Source organism: Thermococcus kodakarensis KOD1, assembly GCF_000009965.1.
Lineage (GTDB): Archaea > Methanobacteriota_B > Thermococci > Thermococcales > Thermococcaceae > Thermococcus > Thermococcus kodakarensis.
Genome location: NC_006624.1, coordinates 527,668 through 548,196 on the forward strand (window position 1 = coordinate 527,668; position 20,529 = coordinate 548,196).

The following is a 20,529-nucleotide window of genomic DNA, read 5'->3' on the forward strand; positions in this document are numbered from 1 at the left end:
AAAAGCTTTTATCAAACATTCCAAACAAGTGATTGCAATGATGCTGATAACAACGTCCCACCGGCCGACCAGGAGGACGAGGAGCTTCGGCCACGATCTTGAGAAAGTCTTCCCGAACTCACTTTACCTGACTAGGGGTAAGAAGACCATCCAGGATCTTCTCATGGAGGCCTACGATAGGGGCTACGAGAGACTCCTAATAATCAACGTCTGGAAGGGCAACCCGCTCAAGATGACCTTCATCAAAGTTGATCCAGAGGACTGGGGATACATCGGCTACCTCTACCTTCACGGGATAAAGCTCCAGCGCGAGATTGGCTTCAGGAACATACCCCCGATAAGGGAGGAGATGCCCTTTGTGGTGACGACGGCCAAGAGGGTCGGGATAGATCACACGGCCTTCGCCCAGGTCTTCGCCGAACTAACCGGCGGAAAGTTCGTCCCGAGGGGCAACAAGAGCCTCCAGACGATAGCGGACAAGAACAACACAGACGTTATCGGCGTCATAGAGAACTACCCGCGCGGAATGGCTGTGAACTTCTATCGCTTTGACATAACCCGGGAGCGCCCGGTCGGTCCGCTCATCCTCGTCAAAATATGGATAATGGAAGACGGCCGGAGATGGGACTACAAGGAAGCACTCGGCATCAAGCCGAAGGAGTAGCCCGAAACCGTTTTTAACATTGAGAACCTAAACAATCCTATGAGCCGCATGCATTTCTATCTCCGACAGCGTCTTGAAGAAGTCCGAAAGAGGGTTCTCTACGAGAGCTATGAGGCCCAGAAGCTCCCGGCGTGGGAACGGGCCGGAATCACGTGGCTGGCCCTCTTTGCATTCTGGATCATTATAAGCGGGAAGTTCTCGCCATCGCACGTAATTACCGGGGCACTCGTGACGCTTCTGATAGCGATTATAACTAGGGACTTTCTTACCGACGATATAAGGCGGACGGGACACCTCCTCTCGAAGGCGGCCTACATATTCCTATTCCTCGTTCCGCAGTACCTCTTCATCATGGCCTTTCGACTGCTTGAGAGCAACCTGAGGGTCGTCAAGAACGTCATCCTCATGGATATAAACCCTGGAATAGTGAAAGTGAAGGCTGATCTTCACTCGGACACTGGTTTAACCGTCCTTGCGAACTCCATAACGCTCACACCCGGCACTCTAACGCTCGACGTCACCAAAAAGCTCGGCGAGGCCTACCTCTACGTCCACTGGATTGATGTTGAGACGCTCGACGGGGAGAAGGCCGGAATGAAGATAAAGGGGGAGCTTGAGGAATGGCTCAAGAAAATTTTCTGGTAGTTCTGCCCTACGCGGTGGCTTTCCTCGTGTTTACAGCTACCTTGGTCAGTTACAGAGTTATCTTCGGCCCGACGCTCGCTGATAGGGCGGTTGCCCTGAACACTGCGACCACAAAGGCGGTGGTGATAATAGCGATGCTCTCGATCCTCTACGATGCCCCCTACCTGCTCGACGTGAGCATAGTGCTCCTCATGGTGAACGCCGTAGGAGGACTTATCATAGCGAAGTACCTGGAGGTGAGGGCGTGATAGAGCTCCTATTCCTCCTCTTCGGACTGTTCATAATGTTCTTCGGGGCCCTCGGTTTGCTCCGCTTTCCCGATGTTTACACGAGGCTACACGCGACTGCGAAGTGCGATACGGGAGGGGCGATAAACATACTTCTGGCCCTGGCCCTCGCATCGGACTTTCCCCTCACGGGAAAGCTGAAGTTTCTGGTGATAGCGTTCACGATAGCCATGATAAACCCGATGGTCAGCCACGCGATAGCGAGGGCCGCTTACAAGAGCGGAATAAAGCCGAAAGCGGTGGTGGACATGTATGCTTGGGACAATCCATGAAGTTCTCCTTGCGGCGATAATACTCCTCTCTGTCTCGGTGGTCGAAGCCGAGAAACTTTCAGCCGCGGTGCTACGCTACGGCCTCCTCAGCCTGGCCTTTGTAATAGTTTTAATCCAGCTCAAGGCCCCCGATGTTGCCCTCTCTGCCGTCGTGGTTGGGGCGATAGTCACGGGGCTCTTCCTCTACACGATAAAGGAGGTGGGGGAGTGAAGCGCCTCGTCGGAGCCCTCCTCGGTTCAGCCCTCCTGCTGGAGCTCCTCAGGCTTGACTATACCAAAGTCCCCTGGGGGAGCTACGCTTACTACTTAGCTAACTGGCGCGAGGTGGGAATACCAAACCTCGTGACGGCTATCCTCGCTGACTGGAGGGGCTATGACAGCCTGGGTGAGGCGACGCTCCTGTTTGCGGCAACCACCGGCTTCTACCTGCTCCTTGGGGGGAAGCGGAAGTGAAGATGAGCCTCGTTGTGAGGACGACTACAAAGCTCGTTGCCCCGTTCCTGGTTACCTATGGGGCCTACCTCACCATCTACGGCTACGAGAGTCCCGGAGGAGGCTTCCAGGCGGGGGTTATATTTGCCGTGAGCGTTATCCTGCTCATGACCGCCTACGGCTACAGGAGGACGAGAAAGCACTTCCCCCTCAGGACTGTCCAGCTTGTGGAGTCTTCAGCGGCCCTCTTTATAGTGGGGACAGCAATAGCCGGCCTTGCCTTTGGAGCCTTCTTCTTTAACTTCCTCCGGCCCTACATCCCCGGAGGCACCGTAATGACCTTCAACATAGGCGTGGCCCTCAAGGTGGGGACTTCCTTCGTCCTCGTATTCTACATCCTGTCGAGGTGGGTTGACCGTGATTAACACCGAGACAGCTGGAATAATCGTGATGCTCATCGGCCTCTACGGCCTGATATCAAAGGATAACCCGATAAAGCAGGTGCTCTCAATCAACGTGATCTCCCTTGGCCTGGTACTTTTCTTCATAGGCGCTGGCTACGTTGAGGGTGGGGACTTTCCGATAATGCCGTCTAACTCGGTCGATCCGCTTCCTGCCACGCTGATGCTAACGACGCTCGTAGTTGACGTTGCCATAACCGCGCTGGCCCTGGCGATGATACTGCGCATAGGGAGGGAGTGGACTTGATAGCGGTTCTGGTAGCCCTTCCGCTTCTCTTCGCGTTCCTCACTGCGCTCACAATACCCTTAAGAACGGAGAAGTACGCGAGGTACTTTTTCCTGGCAGGTGCGCTGTTTCCATGGTTGGTCTACCTTCTCGTAGGGGAAAGAAGCGAGGTTGTGGGTGGCTGGCCGAGGATGGGTGGAATAGAGGTCGCGCTCGATACCTACAACTCCCTGTTAGTACTGGGTGAGTTAATCCTCTTCTCCGCCGTTGCCTTGTACTCCATTGACTACTTCAAAAAAGACGTAAAGCCCCTTGTACTGCTCCTCCTAGTTCACGCCGGCCTCCTCGGAGCTTTCATAAGCAGGGATCTCTTCAACTTCTACATTTTCATGGAAATAGCATCGGTCTCGGCTTTTGCCCTAGTGGGCTTCTCTGGAAGAAAAGACGCACTCAAGGCGGCTTACAAGTACCTCATGCTCTCGCTCCTTGCCTCATACTTCTTCGTGTTCTCCATAGGGATTATCTACCTCAAAACGGGCTACCTGAATCTTGAACTGATTTCCAAGTCTCCTCTCTCCCCCGAAGTGGAGGCTGCCGTCGCAGTTGCGTTCACTTCGCTCCTCCTCAAGGCCGGAATCTTCCCGCTCCACCTCTGGCTCCCCGATGCCCATGCCAACGCTCCCTCTCCAGTTTCGGCGCTCCTCTCTGGGGCAGTTGTCAAGGCCCCTGCTTACGGCATGGTGCTCCTCTCGCTTCACTTTCCGTTTAGCGGGGTTCTCAGGACGGTTCTACTCGGCACGGCCTTCGCCTCCATGCTCTTTGGAGTGGCCTTAGCCCTCATGCAAAAGGACATCAAGAGGCTCCTCGCTTACCATACCGTCAGCCAGATGGGCTACGTCCTCCTCGGGATAGCCACGCTTAACCCATTAGGCGCTGTCTATTACGCCTTCGCCCACATGCTCTTCAAGGGTGGCCTCTTCCTCTCCGCCGGGGCCATGGTGGACAAAGCCGGAACGAGGGAGCTTGATAAGCTTTCCTACAGGGGCGACCCCCTCCTGATGACCTCAGTCCTTATGCTCAGCCTTGCGATAGGCGGAATATGGCCCTTTGTCGGCTCTCCGGCGAAGGCTGCCCTTCTTAAGGGACTACCCTATGGCAGGGAACTGTTTTACGCAGCTGGTCTGGGAACTCTAACATCGTTCACAAAGCTCAATTACTACCTGATGAAGGGGAAGGGAGGACAGCACGGCTTTACAGTGCTTCCGTCGTTTATGATGGCGCTCACCGCATTCTTCGCAGGTATTTCACTCGGAGGCTCCCCAAAGGCAATGGATGCCTATCTGCTCCTGGGAGGGGTGGCGCTCTTCATGTTGCTCAAAAAGAGCGGCCTGCTTGGAGTAAAGCTCCCAAGGACGGAGATAACGCCGAAAGAGATAAACGTTGGCGCCGTCATTTTCGCCATCTTCCTTCTCCTGTTACTCCACCTCTCTCAGGGTTAGCTCCTTGACTTCCTTCAGACCCATGAGGGCCCTTTTAAGCTCCTCAAGTGAAATCCTGCTCCCGCTGACGTCCACTATCGCGACTATCGCCGCGAGGCCCAGCTCGGACAGCTCCTCGCTCTCGTTGAAGAGGATGTTTATCCCGTGCTTTCCAAAGAGCCCGCTGATCTTGGCCAGAACTCCGGGCCTGTCCTCCACTACAAGCTCGACCTCAACGAGCTTCTTTCCCGGAAGGGCTATCCTCTCAAGATGGGCCTCCTTAAGGTCAGTGTCAATCTCAACAAGGAAGTATGCTCCCCTAACGAGTCCGAGTTCATAGGCAAGCTCAAGGGGAATCTCAATTTTTCCATCTTCCTTGACTTTTACAAGCTCGTAGTGCCTCATATTTGTCCCTCACTTTGTCTCCTAAAAAAGTTTGGCATCTCAAAATATTTAAAGGGAGGAAGCTAAAGCTTTTGGGGATGCGTCGTGGCATTCGACGTCATAGGCTACGTCTTCATAATAATCGCAGTTGCAAGGATTTTCGCCGAGGTCTTTGAGAGAATAGGCTATCCCGGCTTTCTCGGCGAGATTACGGCGGGTTTGATGCTCGGTGTCTTCCTCCATGATCTTCCCAGAGAAGACCTCACCCTAATGGCCGAGTTCGGCGTGTTCTTTCTCATGATGTACGCTGGGCTGGAGCTGACTCCTGAAGAAGTCCGCATCGGCGGGAAGAAAAGCCTCCCCATCTATGTGATCACGCTCGTCGTCATGTTCTTTCTCACCCTACCATTCACGGGTTACAGGATAGGAACGGACAACTTTATCGTAGCGTCTATTCTAGCCGTCGCTTCGGCGCCAATAGTCATACGCCTTACTAGGTTCTTCGGCCAGGAGTTCCTCCACATAGCCCTCTCCTACGCAGTTATAAGCGAGGTGGGTACCCTTGTAATCCTCTACATCCTCATAAACTTCGAGCTCCACCACCTCAGCTACTTTGAGCTCTTCCTTGAACTGCTTAAGGATGCGGTCTTCCTGACGATTGTTCTCGGCCTGAACTACGTGATCGGGATAAAACAGAGGCTCAGAATAATCCGGGCCCTCCGGAGGCTCCAGAGCGACGAGGCCGTTTTTGGCATGGTGATGATTTTGGCAACTTCCCTGGCCCTGATCAGCGAGGAGCTCGGGCTACACTTCAGCATAGGAGCCTTTCTGGTTGGACTCATGCTCCACAGCGACCTTCTTGGCACCAAGCAGTATGAGAGAGTGCACACAATAATATCGGGCGTGACCTACGGCATCTTTGCCCCCATATTCTTCGCATGGAGGGGAATAAACTTCGAGACCGAGTTTTCGCTTGAGGTTGTGTACTTCTTCCTAGTGATCTACCTCGTGAGGATACTCCTCACAACCGTCTTGGTCTGGGAGAAGGACTTAAAGGTTTCCCTGACGAGGGCTGCGGGCATTTCTAGCTTCGGCGTCCTCGGCCTGCTCGTTGGTGAGGTTGGCTATTCCTACGGCGTGCTTAGTGAGCACATGTATGCTCTGGCCTCGCTCGCCAGCGTTTTGGGCATATTCGTGTCCGCGAGCATCGGCCTCATACTTTCCAAGCTCTCTTCGAGTGGGTAGGCGGAGATTCGAGCAACACTTAAATAGTTTGTGAGTGTACTTATTTCGCCGGGGGCGCGCTAAAATGGACTACACTAGCATCATAGCCGCTGGAATCGCAATTGGTGCATCGGCCTTTGCAGTTTACTATTCCCACGATACAAGTGAAAAGGTCAAGAACAGGCTCTTCGAACTTAAAAAGGAAGCAGACTCTCTCGGCGAGAATTTTGAGTCCCTTAAGAAACAGTTACTTGAGAAAATAAACGAACTTGAGAGAAAATCAACGACCCCGCAGGCCCCTTCTGAAGTTGATTACGATAGGATATCCCGCCTCTCGGAGCGTGTATCAAAGCTGGAGTCCCTCTTTAAGGAGAAGCTCAAAAGTCTGGAAAAGACCAACGTCCAGCTTGAATACGAGTTGGGTTCTCTCAAGAAGCGACTGGATGAAGTTGAGAGGGAAGTTAGTGAAGTTTCAGAATCTTTCCTGAGTTCAAGGGAGGAGATTAAGGAGGAGCTCAAGAGGGAGCTTTTAGCCGAGGTTGAGGAGGAGATCGAGCGGCTTGAAGAGCTGATAGAACGGAGAAAGGAGGAGGAAGTTGAGGAGTTCCTGGACATGCTGAAAACAGCAGTCACGATGAACCCCGAGAAGATAAGCGCGGGCCTCCTTGAGGCAAAGAGGGCGCTTCTCTCACTGCGAGACATAGCCAAGGTCTACGTTCTGACCGGAAAGGGCAGAGACGAGTTTCTGGCCCTCAAGGAGAACCTGCTTGGCCTCCTCAAAAACCTGCGCAAGCTGGTTATAGTTTCGGTCCCTGATGAGAACATTTACTCCAAGTTCAGGGACATCATAATTGAAGTAAAGCGCCTAGACCTTCCCATGAAGGATGAGAAAAGTGGTAAAGAGCTGAATCCCGAGAGGAGCTTCATAGAGATCCACAAGCTTGTTTATGCGCTAGCGGGCGGAATAGACGAGATAGCCAGCATGATAAACGAGCCCGTCCCAGTAACTCCAGTTGAGAAGGAATTCTATGAGAAGCTCCGCTATCAGTTCGAAGAGTTGAGAAAGCTCGAAAAGCAGGTCGAAATGCTCATGGCAAGACTGGGGGAAAAACTTCCAGAGGCATCAGCAGAAAAAGACGAGAGAAGGGAAATAGAGGATCTCCTGAGAGACTTGGGTGTGTGATCACCATTCCTCCCCGAGGAGCTTGTCCAGGTCAACCATTATCAGCAATCTTTCGCCGTTGTTTATCTTCGCTATGCCCTTTATGAACCGGGTGTCCATTCTCGATGCGAGAGTCTTTGGCGTCGGCTCGATCTGATCCTCCGTGAGCGTGACAACGTCCGAAACTGCATCCACGATTATGCCTACTATTTCTCCCTTGACCTCTGCTATGATGATCTTCTTGTTGCTTAGATCTTCATCGTCGTAGTAGCCTAGTTTCTTCTTGAGGTTCACGACCGTGGTTATCTGGCCGCGGAGGTTGATAACGCCCTCGACGTAGTCGGGAGCGTTGGGGACTCTTGTTATGGGCATCATTTCCTTTATTTCCCGAACCTTGGATATCTCGAGGCAGAATTCCTCGTTCCCGACCCTGAAGGCAACGACCTGGATCTCGGACATTTCAATCACCTTTACACCTTAATATTGGACAGCGTGCCTATAAGGTTACCTATTTTTGAGATGAGGCTTCCGAGACCGCTCTTTAGGGATCTGACATTGTCCATCACTGTACTTAATTCCTCCACGACTCTCTGGGACTGCTCAACAACCTCAGAGTTCTGGGCGGATATATAATCGACTGTGCTGACGAGGCCCTGTACTGAGCTGGCCTGCTGATCGATTCCGTTGGATATCTCGTTCATCATCGATGCTATCTCGTTAGCCCTCCTCGCTATGTCGTCGAAGGCAGCGATTAACTCCTGTATCGATTCGGCAACTTCCTGGGTTGCTTCGGTATTCTCGTGTATCGAGTTCACGACCTTGCCAACGCTTTCCTGCATCTCCTTGATCAGGTCTCCTATCTGTTTGGCCGAGTTCCTTGACTGCTCGGCCAGCTCACGGACGCTGTCTGCAACGACCGCGAATCCCCTTCCCTGCTCCCCTGCTCTGGCAGCTTCAATCGCAGCGTTAAGGGCCAGCAGATTTGTCTGCTCTGCTATGTCCGTTATGACGTCGACTATCTGGCCTATCTTCTCCGAGTAGTCAGACAGTATGGCAACGGCCTTCTCCATTTCCTTACTGACGTTGTTTATCTTCTCAACTTTGAGGGCTGCCTCGTCTGATATCTCCTTGCCTTTCTCAGCCGCGTTAGCAGACTCAACGGTGAACTCGGCAACCTGCTGACTCTGCGTGCTTATCTCTTCTATTGCCGCGGAGAGAGCCTGTATGTGGTCGTTGAGTTCGGCCATTTTGACACTCTGATCTTCGAGGCGGTTTATAAGGTCCGTTAGCGTTTCGTATATGTTCTCTAGTTCCTCTAGTGAATATGTGCCATCCTGTATCTCTTTCATTGCGTCTTGGAGCTCATGAAGGGTTTTCTGTATTTCGCTCATAAGTTCCTTCCATTTCGTCTTAACGTCCGAGTACACCTTTAGGAGGCCGGAAGTCGATGGAACTGGAGCACTTAGATCGCCCTGAAGGACTCTGTTTAGATCCTGTATTAGAATCGTCGTGTCTTCCCCAGCCCGGGGCTTAAGCTTGAGGAGATAATCCCTAACGTCGGCCAGTTCTGGAGGTATGCGGACGTCTTCTCCCCTGCTCATTCTCCTGAGAATCTCTTTCAGCCGCATATACTTGCCAGAAGCGCTGGCTCTTGAATCAACGTACCATGCTACCAATGCTCCTGCCCCGATTCCCCCAATGAGACCCAGTGCCGTTTGGCCTGAGTATGCGAGCGCCCCCGTAAGTATTGGCGGAATAGTGATGAGACCCAACGTTGTGGCTTTCATCCCCACCACCATTTTTGGATGTTATCCAATCAGTGTTCTTTCCCGTACATGCCCAACTAACAGCACTGATCAGCCCGAAGTGCTACTAACTTATTCAACTTTACGATATAAAAGGTTTTCGACCTTTATTTCGTACTAATTGTTTGAAATTTTTCCCAGTATCCTCTTGGTAAGAGCATGCATATGCACCTACATAAACACATACACATAATAATTTTTTAATGGAAGTGCCATAAACTATGAATAGGATTCAACGCGAAATACATTTGTTTTAAATTGGGGCCCACCTAGAGCAAAATCAGAACTGCAAAAGCGGTGGTTTGCGTGAACGAAATTAAAGATCGGGGATATCAGCTAATAAAGCAGGAACTGTTTCGGTATCTGAATGCCGACAGTAACGCCTACAAGGACTCATACCTACTTCGGAGAATACGCGCCAGAATGAGGAAGCTCGGCATAACGGACTTCATGGAGTACTACAGGATAATAAAGAAAAACAAGCAGGAGCTTGACGACCTCCTTCTAACCGTTGCAATAAACGTTACCGAGTTCTTCAGAGATCCAGTAGTCTGGAAGACCCTTGAAAGGAAGGTTCTCCCAGAATTAATTGAATACAAGCGCAAGCACTACGATACCACGATAAGAATATGGAGTGCGGCATGCTCAACCGGCCAGGAGCCATACTCAATAGCCATGCTCTTCAGCGAATTCCTGGGGGATGATCTCAAAAGATACAGGCTCAAAATACTTGCCACCGACATTGACAGGGAAGCATTAAACACTGCCATCAGGGGTGCTTATCCCAAAGAGATCGTCGAGAAAAGCGTTCCAAAGCCGCTGATAAAGAAATACTTCCTCCCTATGGGAGATCACTACCGCATTTCTCCTCAGATACGGAGATACGTTGAGTTCAGACATTTCAACCTCCTCTCAGACAGATACCCTACGGGCTTTGACATGATATTCATTAGAAACGTTCTCATATACATGACCAAGGAGGCCCAAGAGGAAGTCTTCAAAAAGCTGTACAATTCGCTTGAGGATCACGGTTATCTCGTACTCGGTAAAACCGAAACGATTCTGGGCAGTGCCGCCCGGCTGTTTAAACTCTATGACCTGGTCGCTCGTATCTATGTGAAAAGGAAAAACGTGGAGGTGAAGTGAATGGCACGCGTGCTTGTTGTTGACGATGCCGCGTTTATGCGGATGCTGGTTAAGAAGATACTGACTCAGGCCGGCCACCAGGTGGTTGGGGAGGCAAGCAACGGAAAGGAGGCGGTTGAGAAATACAAACAGCTGAAGCCTGATCTGGTGACTATGGACATAGTCATGCCCGAAATGGACGGAATTACCGCGGTCAAAGAGATCATGAAGATAGATCCGAACGCCAAGATCATCATGATCACCGCCGTCGGTCAGGAGGCAAAGGTCATGGAAGCCCTCAAGAGTGGAGCCAAGGGCTACATCGTTAAACCGTTCCAGGCTCCGAAGGTGATAGAGGAAGTGAACAGGGTTCTCTCCTCTTAACTTTCATTTAGGGTGGTACTATGCCGCTCAGCAAAAAGATACGGGTGATGGTGGTAGATGATTCGGCGTTTATGAGGCGGATACTTAGGGATATCTTGGAATCTGATCCCGACATCGAGGTCTGCTGTGAGGCTCGTGATGGAATCGAGGCCATTGAGAAGGTCAAAACCGAGAAACCGGATGTGATAACCCTCGATATCGAAATGCCTAGGATGAACGGTCTCGATGCTCTCAAGTTCATAATGAGCAAGTATCCCACACCGGTAATCATGGTGAGCGCCCTCACGCAGGAGGGTGCCGAGGCAACGATAAAGGCGCTCGAATATGGTGCCATAGACTTCATTCCCAAGCCGTCATCATCGATCTCGATAAACATGCGTGAACTTAGGGACGAGATTATCGCCAAAGTGAAAGAAGCGGCAAAAGTGCCCAGAAGGTTTCTCCAGCTCCGGCGCAGGAGAGTATTGTCGGAGCAGCTGAAAAAGGCAAAGAAGGTTGGAGAACCCGCCAGAAGGGCGGTTGCGATAGCGGCTTCCACAGGTGGCCCCCAGTCCCTTCTTAAGGTGTTTGAAAAGCTTCCCGGCGAGCTCGACGCCGCGATACTTCTCGTTCAGCACATGCCCCCAGGTTTTACCAGATCCTTCGCTGCTAGGCTCGACAGAATTTCAAAACTGAACGTCAAAGAGGCCGAAGATGGTGAGGTGGTGAACAAGGACTGGGCCTACGTTGCTCCTGGTGATTATCACATGGAGGTAACCCTGAGGAACGGAAAGCCCACGATAAAGCTCTACAAGGGCCCAAAAATTCACGGCGTAAGACCAGCAGCCGATCCGATGATGAAGAGCGTTGCGGAGGTCTTTGGGCGAAGAACAGTCGGCGTCGTTATGACTGGAATGGGAAGGGACGGTGCGGAGGGAATAGTTGCAATCAAGAGGAAAGGCGGCATCACGATAGCCCAGGACAAGGAGACGTCGATAATCTACGGAATGCCCAAGGCCGCGGCTGAGACCGGCATGGTGGACTACATTGTGCCGCTTGATAAAATCGCCGACACCATAGTGATGGCCCTCAGGAAGATACCGAGGTGAGGATTTATGGAAGACATGTCCCAATACCTTGAGGAATTCCTTTCAGATGCCCGGGATAGGATCGACAGCATCAGCAACGCAGTCCTCCGGCTTGAAGAGGCTGTAAAAAACGGAGACGAGGAGGCAAAACGAGCTAGCATAGACCAGATATTCAGAGACGCCCACACCCTCAAGGGAACGGCCGCCACAATGGGGTTCATGAAGCTCAGCGAGGCCGCCCACAAAATGGAGAACCTCTTCGACGCCATAAGGAACGGCCTTGTTGAGGCGACGCCGGATGTCGTTGACCTCGTCCTTGAGTTCATCGAGGCAATCGAAGAAATGATAAACAACATTGAAGAGACGGGAAAAGAGGGAGACGTTGATGTTGATGAGCTCTTTGAAAAGGCCAACGCCCTGCTGAAGGGGTACACCAGGGAGAAAGGGGCAAAGAAGGCCGAGGAAGAAAAACCAAAGGTACCTTCTACTGAAGAGGGTCCCCCTCAGAGCCAGGAAGCGACTCCAACGGAAGTTTCTGGAAACGTTTACCACGTAAAAGCTATCTTCTATCCAGATGCACAGCTGAGAGGTGTCAGGGCTTTTCTGATCCTCCGCGATCTGGAGGAGATAGGTGAAGTTCTCGAGACAAAGCCAGAGAGATCGATCATAGAGGACGGCTCCGCCGACGTTGATGAACTGGAGTTTAAGGTAGCCACAAAGGCTTCTCCTGAGGAGATAAAGAAGCTCGTTGGCAGACATCCCGAGATAAAGGACGTTATAGTGACGCTCCTAGAGGAGGGAACACCAAAGCCCGTCAAGACCGAAGAGGGGACTAAGACAGCCGAGGAGCAGCCTTCCGAGGGTGGAGGCATAACTTTGAGGATACTCCTAGAGAAGGACGCTCCTCTGAAAGGAATTAGGAGCTTTTTAGTTCTCCAGGAGATAGAGAAGAGGGCCAAAGTCCTCTCAACCAATCCATCTAGGCTTGACATACAGAACGGGGACCTTATAGACGGCCACTACTTTGAGGTAACGCTCGCTCCCGATGCTAACTTGGACGAGATAAAGGAAGCCGTTCTAAAGCATCCAGATGTGGCGGGTGTTGAAGTCGTTGAACCCGGCTCGAAACCACCGGAGAAACCCTCTGAGGCTCAGGGAACACAGGCAGAAGCCAAAAAACCCGAGGTGCAGCCAAAACCAGAAGTTAAAAAGCAGCCTCCCGCCCCCAGGGAAAAGATCAAGATGTCGAAGCTGATCAAAGTAGACGTTTCTCACCTAGACAAGCTGATGAACCTCGTCGGTGAGCTGGTCATCAACAAGGGAAGACTTGAGCAGATAGCCGAGCGCCTGGGCGACAGGGAGCTCATCGAGACCCTCTCAACGACTTCAAGACTGATGGCGGAGCTCCAGGACGAGATAATGCAGATGCGCCTCACTCCAGTTGCTGAGGTCTTCAACAAGTTCCCGCGCATGGTCAGGAGTTTGGCCAGAAAGGAGGGCAAGGAAGTCGAGTTCATCATGGAGGGTACCGAGATAGAGGTTGACAGGACTATCCTGGACAAGCTCGGCGACGTTCTTGTGCACCTCTTAAGAAACGCCATAGACCACGGGATAGAGCCGCCAGAGGAGAGAGAGAGAAGCTTGGAAAACCGCGCAAGGGCAGACTTGAGCTGATAGCAAGGCGTGAGAGGAGCCATGTTGTAATCATAGTGAGGGACGACGGCAGGGGCATTGACCCAGAGAAGGTAAAGAGAAAGGCCATTGAGAAGGGGTTAATCTCACCTGAGCAGGCAGCGGAGCTCAGCGACGAGGAGGCAATAAACCTGATCTTCCTACCAGGGTTCAGCACGGCTGAGAAAGTTACGGACGTTTCTGGAAGGGGCGTTGGTATGGACGTCGTTCAGGATGTCATAAAGGCCCTTAACGGCAGTATAAGCGTCAAGACCGAAGTCGGCAAGGGAACGACCTTCATACTCAAGCTCCCGATAAGCATGGCCATCATACAGGCCCTCCTCATCAAGGTCATGGACGAAATCTATGCCGTGCCGATAAACAACATCCTCGAGACTATAGAGGTCAAGAGGAGTGACCTGAAGTCCATAGGTGGCAGGGAGGTCATAGTCCTGAGGGGGGAGATAATCCCAATAGTCTCGCTCCACGAGCTCTTCGGTCTTCCCGATTCGGAGTCCGAGGAGTTCCCGGCCATTATAGTTGACCTCGGCGCCCAGAAGCTTGCCATAAAGGTGGACGAGCTCCTCCACAAGAAGGACATAGTCATCAAGTCCCTCGGGAAGGCATTATCTAGTGTTAAGGGATTTGCTGGAGCTACCATACTTGGTGATGGTAGCGTGATTCTGATTATTGACATAAACAGCCTGCTGGGAGGTATCGGCGGTGGACTATGAGGAGTACATAAAGAATATGGACGAATTCACCAAGAGCGCTCTCCTTGAGACGTTCAACATAGGAGCATCCAGGGCAGCGGACGCTTTGAGCGAGATGCTGGGGCATCCAGTCACGATCGAAGTGCCCCAGCTTGAGATAACGTCGCTGAAGAACCTTCCAGAGAAGGTTGGAGAAGACGTTAAGGTCGCTGTTTACGTCGGACTCGGAAACGAGTTCAGCGGGCACGCGTTCTTCATAATGGACTTCGACGACGCGACTAGGCTCTTCGACCTCATGATGATGCAGGAGCCCGGAACTACTACCGAGATAGACGAGATGGTCCAGTCCGCGATAATGGAGATGGGCAACATCCTGATCTCGGCCTATGCAAATGCCCTCAGCGAGTTCCTTGGCCTCACGATAGAACAGACTCCCCCAGAGATCGCCATTGACTTCCTCCCCGCGATACTCGACTTCGCCCTGGCCGACATAGGACAGTACTGCGACTACACGATGCTCCTTGGAACGGTGATAAAGGTTGAAGGTATTGAGTTTAACGAGCACTTCTTCATTCTTCCGAAGCCCGAAGACATGGTTAAGGTCCTTGAAAAGCTCACGGGGGGAATGTTATGAAGATTAGCGAGTGGTACAAGGACATATTCCGAGAGGCCTCTAACATCGCGATGTCCCACGCCCTAACATCGCTCTCCGAGATGGTTGGCGGACCAATAGAGATGGAGCCTCCTGAGGTTGAGGTGCTCTCCAGGGTGGAGTTCCTGAAGAGACTCACCCAGAACGGCATCTCAAACAGCTTCGTGGTGGCGTTTGATATAACCGAGGGACTTGGCGGTCTAACGGTTCTCCAGTTCCCGACGAAGAGTGCAATAAACCTTTCCGCGGCCCTGATGGGAATGGATCCGTCCGGAATGAAAGAACTGGACGAGATGGGCAAGTCAGCCATAACCGAGGTGGGCAACATTCTGATATCAGTCTACACCGATATTCTCGCTAAGCTGGTTGGGGAACCAGTATCGCTGAGTCCACCAAAGCCAATAAATTCCCTCTACGACATCGAGAAAGAACTTAACAGACCGGATTTAAGGAACGTCGACAAGATCATGCTCTTCAAAACGCGCTTTTACGAGGAGAACATCGGATTTGAGAGCTTTTTCTATTTGGTGCCTGACGAGGAGTCCTTTGAAAAGCTCGTGAAGAGGTTGGAGGCCCAGGTGAAGGAGGAAGGTGGTGAGTGATATGGAGTTCAAGAAGAAGATCATATCCATCGTTGTTTTGGGTTTTGTTATCGTGGCAGTGCTGACGAGCGGGATGTTGCTCTATAGCGAAAATAACATGGCAAACGAGATCGAGACCCAGCTAACGCCCCTGATGCAGCAGTGGGCAGAACAGACCGTAAGCGCCAAGTCGGAGGCCTTAGCAAAGGAGTTCCAGGCCTTCTTTGATGAGGTTGAGGCCCTCGGAACCACTACCGAAAAGTTAGCGGTAATCGGAATCCAGGAACTTGAGAGTGAGGGCTACAAGTTTGGCGAAGGGGACTATGTAGAGCCCCTCAACGAGATTCTCATGGAGCACTTCGAGACGGTGGCGGCCGCCGACAGCAGGATAAGCTCCGTGTACTTCGGTGACAAATACGGCAACATGTTCATCTACCCAGAGCAGGAGCTTCCCGAAGGATACGACCCGCGTGTGAGGCCCTGGTACCAGGAGGCAGTTAAAGCAGGCAAAGGAGTGTGGAGCGACCCCTACCAGGACGCTTCAAGTGGTAAATGGGTGGTAACCTACGCAGTGCCCATCTACCGCAACGGCGAGCTGATAGGCGTCATAGGCCTCGACGTGTTCATAGACACTCTCGTTAACGAGATAAAGAGCGTTAAGGTGGGAGAAACCGGCTACGCCTACGTCGTCAACGAGGATGGCCTCATAATAGCTCACCCAAACGAGCAGTACGTCATGAAGCTCAACGTCTTTGAGCAGGAGAGTCTCAAGCCAATAGCAGACATAGTCAGGAGCGGAAAGGACAGTGGGGTTGTGACGTACGAGTGGCAGGGGGTTAAGGCCACCGCTGCCGGTTACAAGATACCCAGTACGGGCTGGTACGTCTTCACTAAGGTCCCAACCGCAGAAGTTACTGAGGGTGTCATGGCCGTCATCAGAACTGTGCAGGACAATACTCAGAAAACAACGTACATGATGATAGTCCTTCTCCTCGCGATATCAACGGTGATAGTTCTGGCTGCCTACAGACTTATCAGCACCTCTCTCATGCCGCTCGTCGCGCTCGGTGCCGCGGCCCAGGCTCTCGCTGAAGGTAAGCTCAGCGAGGTCAAGGAGAAGCTCAGGGGAATACAGTATCTTGAGGAAGATGAGATTGGAATGCTCATCAAAGCGTTCGAGTCCGTATCCAAGGACATGGTTGGAACACTGCAGGGAATAGCGGAGAAGCTTGAGCGTCTTGCCGAAGGTGATCTGAGCAACGGCCTCAGCGTCGAGGCAAAAGGTGAGCTGAGGGAGATCATAGAGGACGTAAAGGACATGAGCACCAAGATGAGGGAGCTTCTCGGCAACATCGTCGGCCTCACCGAGAAGCTTGAGAAGCACGCAAACATGCTTGCCCAGGTTGCGAATGATGTTACTGAGGCGATTAATCAGGTGAATGAGGCGGTACAGCAGGTTAGTATTGAGGCGCAGAGGCAGCAGGAGAACATTAACGAGATTACTGAGGGCATGCGGCTTGTTGCTGATATGAGTGAGGAGAGCGTTAGGGCCATGGAGGAGTTCGAGGGTGCTGTCAACGAGGTTGTTCACATTGCTGACGAAGGCAGGCAGAAGGGTGAGGTTTCGGCACAGCAGATTCAGAGCATTCAGGAGATGATGGGTAACATAGAGGCCGCAGTCAACAGGGTTAATGAGATGAGCAGGAGTATTGAGGAGATTACGAATGTTATTACTGGTATCGCCGAGCAGACTAATCTCTTAGCCTTGAACGCGGCTATTGAAGCAGCAAGAGCGGGAGAGGCTGGTAGGGGCTTTGCAGTTGTCGCGCAAGAGATCAGGAATTTGGCCGAGGAGAGCAAGAAGGCTGCGGATAATATTAAGGAGATTATTGGCAGGATGACTGATGAGATCAAAGATGCTGTTAACGCCACGCAGAGGGGTGTGAGTGTTGTTAGTGAGTCGTCGGAGACTCTTAGAGAAACCACGGAGTACTTGACGAACATTGCCGAGTTGATTAGTGATACTGGTGCTAGGTTGGGTCACGTGAAGGAGCAGATTCTTAGGACGCAGGAAGAGGTTGATAAGGCTCTGAAAGCCTTGGAGAATTTGGCTGCTTCGGCTGAGGAGACAACTGCTTCGGCAGAAGAAGTCAGCTCCGCCGTCGAAGAACAGACGGCAGCCATTGAGGAGCTTAAGAGGGCAGCCGACGAACTCAAGAAGATCGTTGACGAGCTCCGTAGGCAGACGAGCAACTTTAGGCTCTGAGATCTCCCTTCATCCTTTTATTGTTTGAACGGTGGTGACAAGAGTGGAGGTCAAGGTCGGCATCGGGGACTACGCAGTGGCTAAGAAGACCGGGATAATAAGCACGTACGGGCTAGGTTCCTGCGTGGGCATCACCCTATACGACCGTCTGAACAGGGTAGGCGGCCTGCTTCACGCGCTCCTCCCTGAGAGCGCCCGCTACGGTGGCAGAGGAAACCCAGCAAAGTACGTGGACACCGGGCTGGAGCTCCTGATAAAGGATATGATGAAGCTGGGTGCATCGCCGAGAAGGCTTGAGGCAAAGCTCTTCGGGGGGGCGCACATGTTCACCAACGTCAGCAACGAGAACCTAATGGTAGGGAAGAAGAACGTTGAAGTTGCAAAGAGGGAGCTCAAAAAACGCGGTATAAGGCTGGTCGCTGAAGACACTGGTGGAAAGGGTGGAAGAACCATATACCTGGACGTCAGCACTGGGAAGGTTAGGATGAGGAAAGTCTCAAACGGTAAGGTTATCGAGGCCGTGTTTTAGGGGGTGGTATCTTGGACGTGATAACACTGGTGGTGCTCCTAATAGGCATCGTCGTTGCAGTTGGTATCTCGGCGTTCCTGGTAAGCCGGATGATGCAGTCTTACACCAGGGAAATCTACCAGGTTCTTGAGAGCACCATTGCGGAGTCCAGAAGTGTGGCACCAGTTCAAACGGCTCCCGAGGTGACGGAGGGGGCAAACGAGAGCGAACTTAAACTCAAAACCCCACAGAAGACCAAGGTCACCAAAAATGAGGAAGAACTACTTGAACAGCTTAGGAGCATCATAAACGAGAGGATGGGGAAGATACTCGACGAGGCGAAGGAAAAGAAGAAGCGCATACTCACTCTGCTGGACTTTGCGAGGGGTTATGCCCTCGGATACGTCACGGAGGACGACTACAACGCTTTTCTCGTCAAAGTGCTCAACGAGCTTGAGGAGTTCAAGAGGCTCTGGCTCATGAAGTTTCCGGCCAAGAAGGACAAAGAACAGCTTGAGCTTATGATCACATACGTCTCAAAGACAAAGCTTCCGCTGGCTATAAAGACCAAGGACAAGGGTACTATTGTCCTGAAGCACGAAGAAGCGTTGATAAAGATGACTGAGTACATAAACAGCGCCGTCAGCATCCTCGACGACCTGATCGAAAAGCGCGGCGGAGACCCGGCGGTTACTCCACTGGAGATAAGACTGAGCAACGAGGTACGGAAACTTCAGGAGAAAGTTAAAAAACTTGAGGCCCGTCTTGAGGAGTTGAGTGCTATATGAAACTGAAAGAGGATGAGAGCTATGACAATCGCCCAGGTTAGGGTCAAGGCTACCATACAGTCAACTTGGAAGGGATCGACCTCAATAAAGTGGAGGGACGCGATGGCCTACTTGGAAAACGACAGGATTACTCTGAGGTACCTTAGAATGGGCCAGGTAGTTGGTGAGGACGTGTTTCCATTTTCTTCATTAATAGACATCGGTATTAAAATACCGGATGAGCTTAAGCTCGATCCCCAGCTCCCGCATTTTGGGATGAAGTTCTACGTTCCTGGCTCCGGGGAGAAGACCCTCGTTCTGACCATCGGGAGTAACCTTCTGATTTATGATGAGAAGGCCTTTAAGACTTTCATTCACAGAGTGTTTGAGGTTCTGATCAACGGGGTTAAAGTTAAGCTCCTTCTCGCGAGGATGCGCGGCGGTGCGCTCAACATGGACGCCAAGTGGGAGGATGGTACACTCCGTATTGTAACCGTGAGATCAGTTAGGAAGAACAGGCGCGAGAGGAACATCATAGTCCTGACTTCCGAAGGGAAGCCCGTGCCCCTCTTTTCCGATATGGAAGACCTAGACATAGAAGAGATAGAGATGGACAACAAAAAGGTCGAGGCCTGGAAAATAAAGCACTTCTATGAGAAAGAGAGCGTCGTTTCATACCTCTTTGTTGAGGACAAGAAGGTCCGCCTTTACATTCTGAGGTACCTTCTCACATACAGGAAGGATTACGTTGAGCTTTTAATAAAGGCCTCTGAAGAGTTCCCAACGATCAAGGCAGAGTTCCAAGAGGAGCTTGAGAGGGAGCTCAAGGAACTCGGTGGACTCGATGAAATGGAGCAGCAGGTCCTCATGGCCCTCTACTCTGGAATGGATCCCCTCACCCTCCACGAGATGTTTGGAATAAGTGAGAAAGAGATAGAGGACATCTATGACCGTCTAATAGACAAGGGGCTCCTCAAGCTGGTCATGATAAGGAAGGTAGTTGACCTGACCAGAGACGGAAGAAAGCTCGTCAACAAGCTTATGAAGTACAACATGGGTGTCATGTGAGGGGAGTCATGATGAAGAGCCCAATAGAGGCTGTAATTGAACTGGAGTTCCCCAATGAGGAAGTTGCCAGGGTGGTTTACGAGAGCGTCAGGATAGAGCACGATACCGTTCCATACAGGAGGACGAAAGGTGAGTTCGTTCTCGACGGAAGGAAGATAAGGCTCAAGTTCATCGCGGAAGACAACTCCGCCCTGCGGGGGACTCTCAACTCCTACCTGCGGTGGATAAAGGTCGCTATGGACTCCATTGAAGTCTGAGTTTCCCCACCGAAACTATTTAAAGCCCCTCCCTTATTCTCATAGGGATTACGATTACGGAGGTGTTGGTATGCAGAACATTCCGCCGCAGGTTCAGGCGATGTTGGGCCAGCTTGAGAGCTACCAGCAGCAGCTCCAGCTCGTCGTTCAGCAGAAGCAGAAGGTACAGCTTGAGCTCACCGAGGCCAAGAAGGCCCTCGATGAGATAGAGAGCCTTCCCGATGATGCCGTCGTTTACAAGACCGTCGGCACACTCATCGTCAAGACCACCAAGGATAAGGCCGTTGCGGAGCTGAAGGAGAAGATAGAGACCCTTGAGGTTCGCCTGAACGCCCTTGAGAGGCAGGAGAAGAAGCTCAACGAGAAGCTCAAGGAGCTTACCGCTCAGATACAGTCGGCCCTGAGGCCGCCGACTGCCGGCTGATCCTCT

The 20,529-nt window shown here is 51.9% G+C and carries 25 protein-coding genes and 1 pseudogene; 23 read left to right on the forward strand and 3 right to left on the reverse strand.

The genetic code is table 11. The annotated features are described in order from the left end of the window. Positions 1-37: 37 nt before the first annotated feature. The 9 genes from TK_RS03050 to TK_RS03090 are packed head-to-tail and all read left to right on the forward strand — an operon-like array spanning position 38 to position 4,486. Entirely contained in the window at positions 38-664 is a 627-nt protein-coding gene (locus TK_RS03050; protein WP_011249568.1) for a ribosomal biogenesis protein, read from the forward strand. Between the two features lie 39 nt (positions 665-703). Continuing rightward, a complete protein-coding gene (locus tag TK_RS03055; RefSeq protein ID WP_011249569.1) occupies positions 704-1,309 on the forward strand; it encodes a monovalent cation/H+ antiporter subunit E in 606 nt (201 codons plus the stop codon). Next, positions 1,285-1,557, forward strand: coding sequence for a monovalent cation/H+ antiporter complex subunit F (locus tag TK_RS03060; RefSeq protein ID WP_011249570.1), 273 nt, complete (start codon positions 1,285-1,287; stop codon positions 1,555-1,557). Before TK_RS03055 ends, TK_RS03060 begins: the two co-directional genes overlap by 25 nt. Beyond that, a complete protein-coding gene (gene mnhG, locus TK_RS03065; RefSeq protein ID WP_011249571.1) occupies positions 1,554-1,868 on the forward strand; it encodes a monovalent cation/H(+) antiporter subunit G in 315 nt (104 codons plus the stop codon). The genes TK_RS03060 and mnhG overlap by 4 nt, the downstream gene beginning before the upstream one ends. After that, on the forward strand, positions 1,849-2,079 hold the full coding sequence (locus TK_RS03070) for a hydrogenase subunit MbhD domain-containing protein (protein ID WP_011249572.1): 231 nt from the start codon (positions 1,849-1,851) through the stop codon (positions 2,077-2,079). The genes mnhG and TK_RS03070 overlap by 20 nt, the downstream gene beginning before the upstream one ends. After that, positions 2,076-2,321 carry a hypothetical protein gene (locus tag TK_RS03075; RefSeq protein WP_011249573.1) on the forward strand — a complete coding sequence of 82 codons (246 nt, stop codon included), beginning with the start codon at positions 2,076-2,078 and terminating at the stop codon, positions 2,319-2,321. The genes TK_RS03070 and TK_RS03075 overlap by 4 nt, the downstream gene beginning before the upstream one ends. Beyond that, entirely contained in the window at positions 2,318-2,725 is a 408-nt protein-coding gene (locus tag TK_RS03080) for a Na(+)/H(+) antiporter subunit B (RefSeq protein ID WP_011249574.1), read from the forward strand. The genes TK_RS03075 and TK_RS03080 overlap by 4 nt, the downstream gene beginning before the upstream one ends. Next, entirely contained in the window at positions 2,718-3,008 is a 291-nt protein-coding gene (locus tag TK_RS03085) for a cation:proton antiporter subunit C (RefSeq protein WP_011249575.1), read from the forward strand. The genes TK_RS03080 and TK_RS03085 overlap by 8 nt, the downstream gene beginning before the upstream one ends. Beyond that, positions 2,999-4,486: a monovalent cation/H+ antiporter subunit D family protein gene (locus TK_RS03090; protein WP_011249576.1), complete on the forward strand. Its 1,488-nt coding sequence runs from the start codon at positions 2,999-3,001 to the stop codon at positions 4,484-4,486. The genes TK_RS03085 and TK_RS03090 overlap by 10 nt, the downstream gene beginning before the upstream one ends. Here TK_RS03090 and TK_RS03095 read toward each other — a convergent pair. Beyond that, entirely contained in the window at positions 4,463-4,870 is a 408-nt protein-coding gene (locus TK_RS03095; RefSeq protein WP_011249577.1) for an ACT domain-containing protein, read from the reverse strand. The two genes, TK_RS03090 and TK_RS03095, sit on opposite strands and share 24 nt — an antisense overlap. Positions 4,871-4,954: 84 nt before the next feature. Here TK_RS03095 and TK_RS03100 point away from each other — a divergent pair, with 84 nt between their 5' ends. Together TK_RS03100 and TK_RS03105 are read left to right on the forward strand one after the other, a co-directional pair. Further along, the gene (locus TK_RS03100; protein ID WP_011249578.1) at positions 4,955-6,094 is read left to right on the forward strand and encodes a cation:proton antiporter; all 1,140 of its coding nucleotides are present in this window, start codon (positions 4,955-4,957) and stop codon (positions 6,092-6,094) included. 64 nt (positions 6,095-6,158) lie between these two features. Further along, on the forward strand, positions 6,159-7,256 hold the full coding sequence (locus TK_RS03105) for a hypothetical protein (RefSeq protein WP_048053673.1): 1,098 nt from the start codon (positions 6,159-6,161) through the stop codon (positions 7,254-7,256). On the opposite strand, the gene TK_RS03110 is transcribed toward TK_RS03105, so the two are convergent. Together TK_RS03110 and TK_RS03115 are read right to left on the reverse strand one after the other, a co-directional pair. Then, positions 7,257-7,694, reverse strand: a complete 438-nt coding sequence (locus TK_RS03110; RefSeq protein ID WP_011249580.1) for a chemotaxis protein CheW — start codon at positions 7,692-7,694, stop codon at positions 7,257-7,259. It lies immediately after the preceding gene. An 11-nt stretch (positions 7,695-7,705) separates the two neighbouring features. Continuing rightward, a complete protein-coding gene (locus TK_RS03115) occupies positions 7,706-9,022 on the reverse strand; it encodes a methyl-accepting chemotaxis protein (RefSeq protein ID WP_011249581.1) in 1,317 nt (438 codons plus the stop codon). Positions 9,023-9,346: 324 nt separating this feature from the next. Here TK_RS03115 and TK_RS03120 point away from each other — a divergent pair, with 324 nt between their 5' ends. The 12 genes and pseudogenes from TK_RS03120 to TK_RS03175 all read left to right on the forward strand — a co-directional run bounded on the left by TK_RS03120 (position 9,347) and on the right by TK_RS03175 (position 20,523). Then, entirely contained in the window at positions 9,347-10,186 is an 840-nt protein-coding gene (locus TK_RS03120) for a CheR family methyltransferase (RefSeq protein ID WP_011249582.1), read from the forward strand. Next, entirely contained in the window at positions 10,187-10,549 is a 363-nt protein-coding gene (locus TK_RS03125; RefSeq protein ID WP_011249583.1) for a response regulator, read from the forward strand. A gap of 20 nt (positions 10,550-10,569) precedes the next feature. Next, entirely contained in the window at positions 10,570-11,637 is a 1,068-nt protein-coding gene (locus TK_RS03130) for a protein-glutamate methylesterase/protein-glutamine glutaminase (protein ID WP_011249584.1), read from the forward strand. A 6-nt stretch (positions 11,638-11,643) separates the two neighbouring features. Beyond that, a pseudogene (locus TK_RS03135) lies at positions 11,644-14,021 on the forward strand (chemotaxis protein CheA). Next, on the forward strand, positions 14,011-14,634 hold the full coding sequence (locus TK_RS03140) for a chemotaxis protein CheC (protein WP_011249587.1): 624 nt from the start codon (positions 14,011-14,013) through the stop codon (positions 14,632-14,634). The pseudogene TK_RS03135 and the gene TK_RS03140 overlap by 11 nt, the downstream one beginning before the upstream one ends. Then, positions 14,631-15,254, forward strand: coding sequence for a chemotaxis protein CheC (locus tag TK_RS03145; protein WP_011249588.1), 624 nt, complete (start codon positions 14,631-14,633; stop codon positions 15,252-15,254). Before TK_RS03140 ends, TK_RS03145 begins: the two co-directional genes overlap by 4 nt. A gap of 1 nt (position 15,255) precedes the next feature. Continuing rightward, positions 15,256-17,499 carry a methyl-accepting chemotaxis protein gene (locus TK_RS03150; RefSeq protein WP_011249589.1) on the forward strand — a complete coding sequence of 748 codons (2,244 nt, stop codon included), beginning with the start codon at positions 15,256-15,258 and terminating at the stop codon, positions 17,497-17,499. 43 nt (positions 17,500-17,542) lie between these two features. Then, positions 17,543-18,028, forward strand: a complete 486-nt coding sequence (locus TK_RS03155; RefSeq protein ID WP_011249590.1) for a chemotaxis protein CheD — start codon at positions 17,543-17,545, stop codon at positions 18,026-18,028. Between the two features lie 17 nt (positions 18,029-18,045). Then, a complete protein-coding gene (locus TK_RS03160; protein WP_232500634.1) occupies positions 18,046-18,795 on the forward strand; it encodes a hypothetical protein in 750 nt (249 codons plus the stop codon). Positions 18,796-18,816: 21 nt separating this feature from the next. Next, positions 18,817-19,842, forward strand: coding sequence for a CheF family chemotaxis protein (locus TK_RS03165; protein ID WP_011249592.1), 1,026 nt, complete (start codon positions 18,817-18,819; stop codon positions 19,840-19,842). Between the two features lie 8 nt (positions 19,843-19,850). Continuing rightward, positions 19,851-20,099 (forward strand): KEOPS complex subunit Pcc1, encoded by a 249-nt coding sequence (gene pcc1 / locus TK_RS03170; protein WP_011249593.1) that lies wholly within the window; start codon positions 19,851-19,853, stop codon positions 20,097-20,099. 70 nt (positions 20,100-20,169) lie between these two features. Further along, entirely contained in the window at positions 20,170-20,523 is a 354-nt protein-coding gene (locus TK_RS03175) for a prefoldin subunit beta (protein WP_011249594.1), read from the forward strand. Positions 20,524-20,529 lie beyond the last annotated feature (6 nt).

Bases quoted from the DNA above. Each gene is read 5' to 3' on its own strand.
- TK_RS03050 (WP_011249568.1), top strand. From the start codon at position 38: ATGATGCTGATAACAACGTCCCACCGGCCGACCAGGAGGACGAGGAGC.
- TK_RS03055 (WP_011249569.1), top strand. From the start codon at position 704: ATGAGCCGCATGCATTTCTATCTCCGACAGCGTCTTGAAGAAGTCCGA.
- TK_RS03060 (WP_011249570.1), top strand. From the start codon at position 1,285: ATGGCTCAAGAAAATTTTCTGGTAGTTCTGCCCTACGCGGTGGCTTTC.
- TK_RS03070 (WP_011249572.1), top strand. From the start codon at position 1,849: ATGCTTGGGACAATCCATGAAGTTCTCCTTGCGGCGATAATACTCCTC.
- TK_RS03095 (WP_011249577.1), bottom strand. From the start codon at position 4,870: ATGAGGCACTACGAGCTTGTAAAAGTCAAGGAAGATGGAAAAATTGAG.
- TK_RS03105 (WP_048053673.1), top strand. From the start codon at position 6,159: ATGGACTACACTAGCATCATAGCCGCTGGAATCGCAATTGGTGCATCG.
- TK_RS03110 (WP_011249580.1), bottom strand. From the start codon at position 7,694: ATGTCCGAGATCCAGGTCGTTGCCTTCAGGGTCGGGAACGAGGAATTC.
- TK_RS03115 (WP_011249581.1), bottom strand. From the start codon at position 9,022: ATGAAAGCCACAACGTTGGGTCTCATCACTATTCCGCCAATACTTACG.
- TK_RS03125 (WP_011249583.1), top strand. From the start codon at position 10,187: ATGGCACGCGTGCTTGTTGTTGACGATGCCGCGTTTATGCGGATGCTG.
- TK_RS03130 (WP_011249584.1), top strand. From the start codon at position 10,570: ATGCCGCTCAGCAAAAAGATACGGGTGATGGTGGTAGATGATTCGGCG.
- TK_RS03145 (WP_011249588.1), top strand. From the start codon at position 14,631: ATGAAGATTAGCGAGTGGTACAAGGACATATTCCGAGAGGCCTCTAAC.
- TK_RS03150 (WP_011249589.1), top strand. From the start codon at position 15,256: ATGGAGTTCAAGAAGAAGATCATATCCATCGTTGTTTTGGGTTTTGTT.
- TK_RS03165 (WP_011249592.1), top strand. From the start codon at position 18,817: ATGACAATCGCCCAGGTTAGGGTCAAGGCTACCATACAGTCAACTTGG.
- pcc1 (WP_011249593.1), top strand. From the start codon at position 19,851: ATGATGAAGAGCCCAATAGAGGCTGTAATTGAACTGGAGTTCCCCAAT.
- TK_RS03175 (WP_011249594.1), top strand. From the start codon at position 20,170: ATGCAGAACATTCCGCCGCAGGTTCAGGCGATGTTGGGCCAGCTTGAG.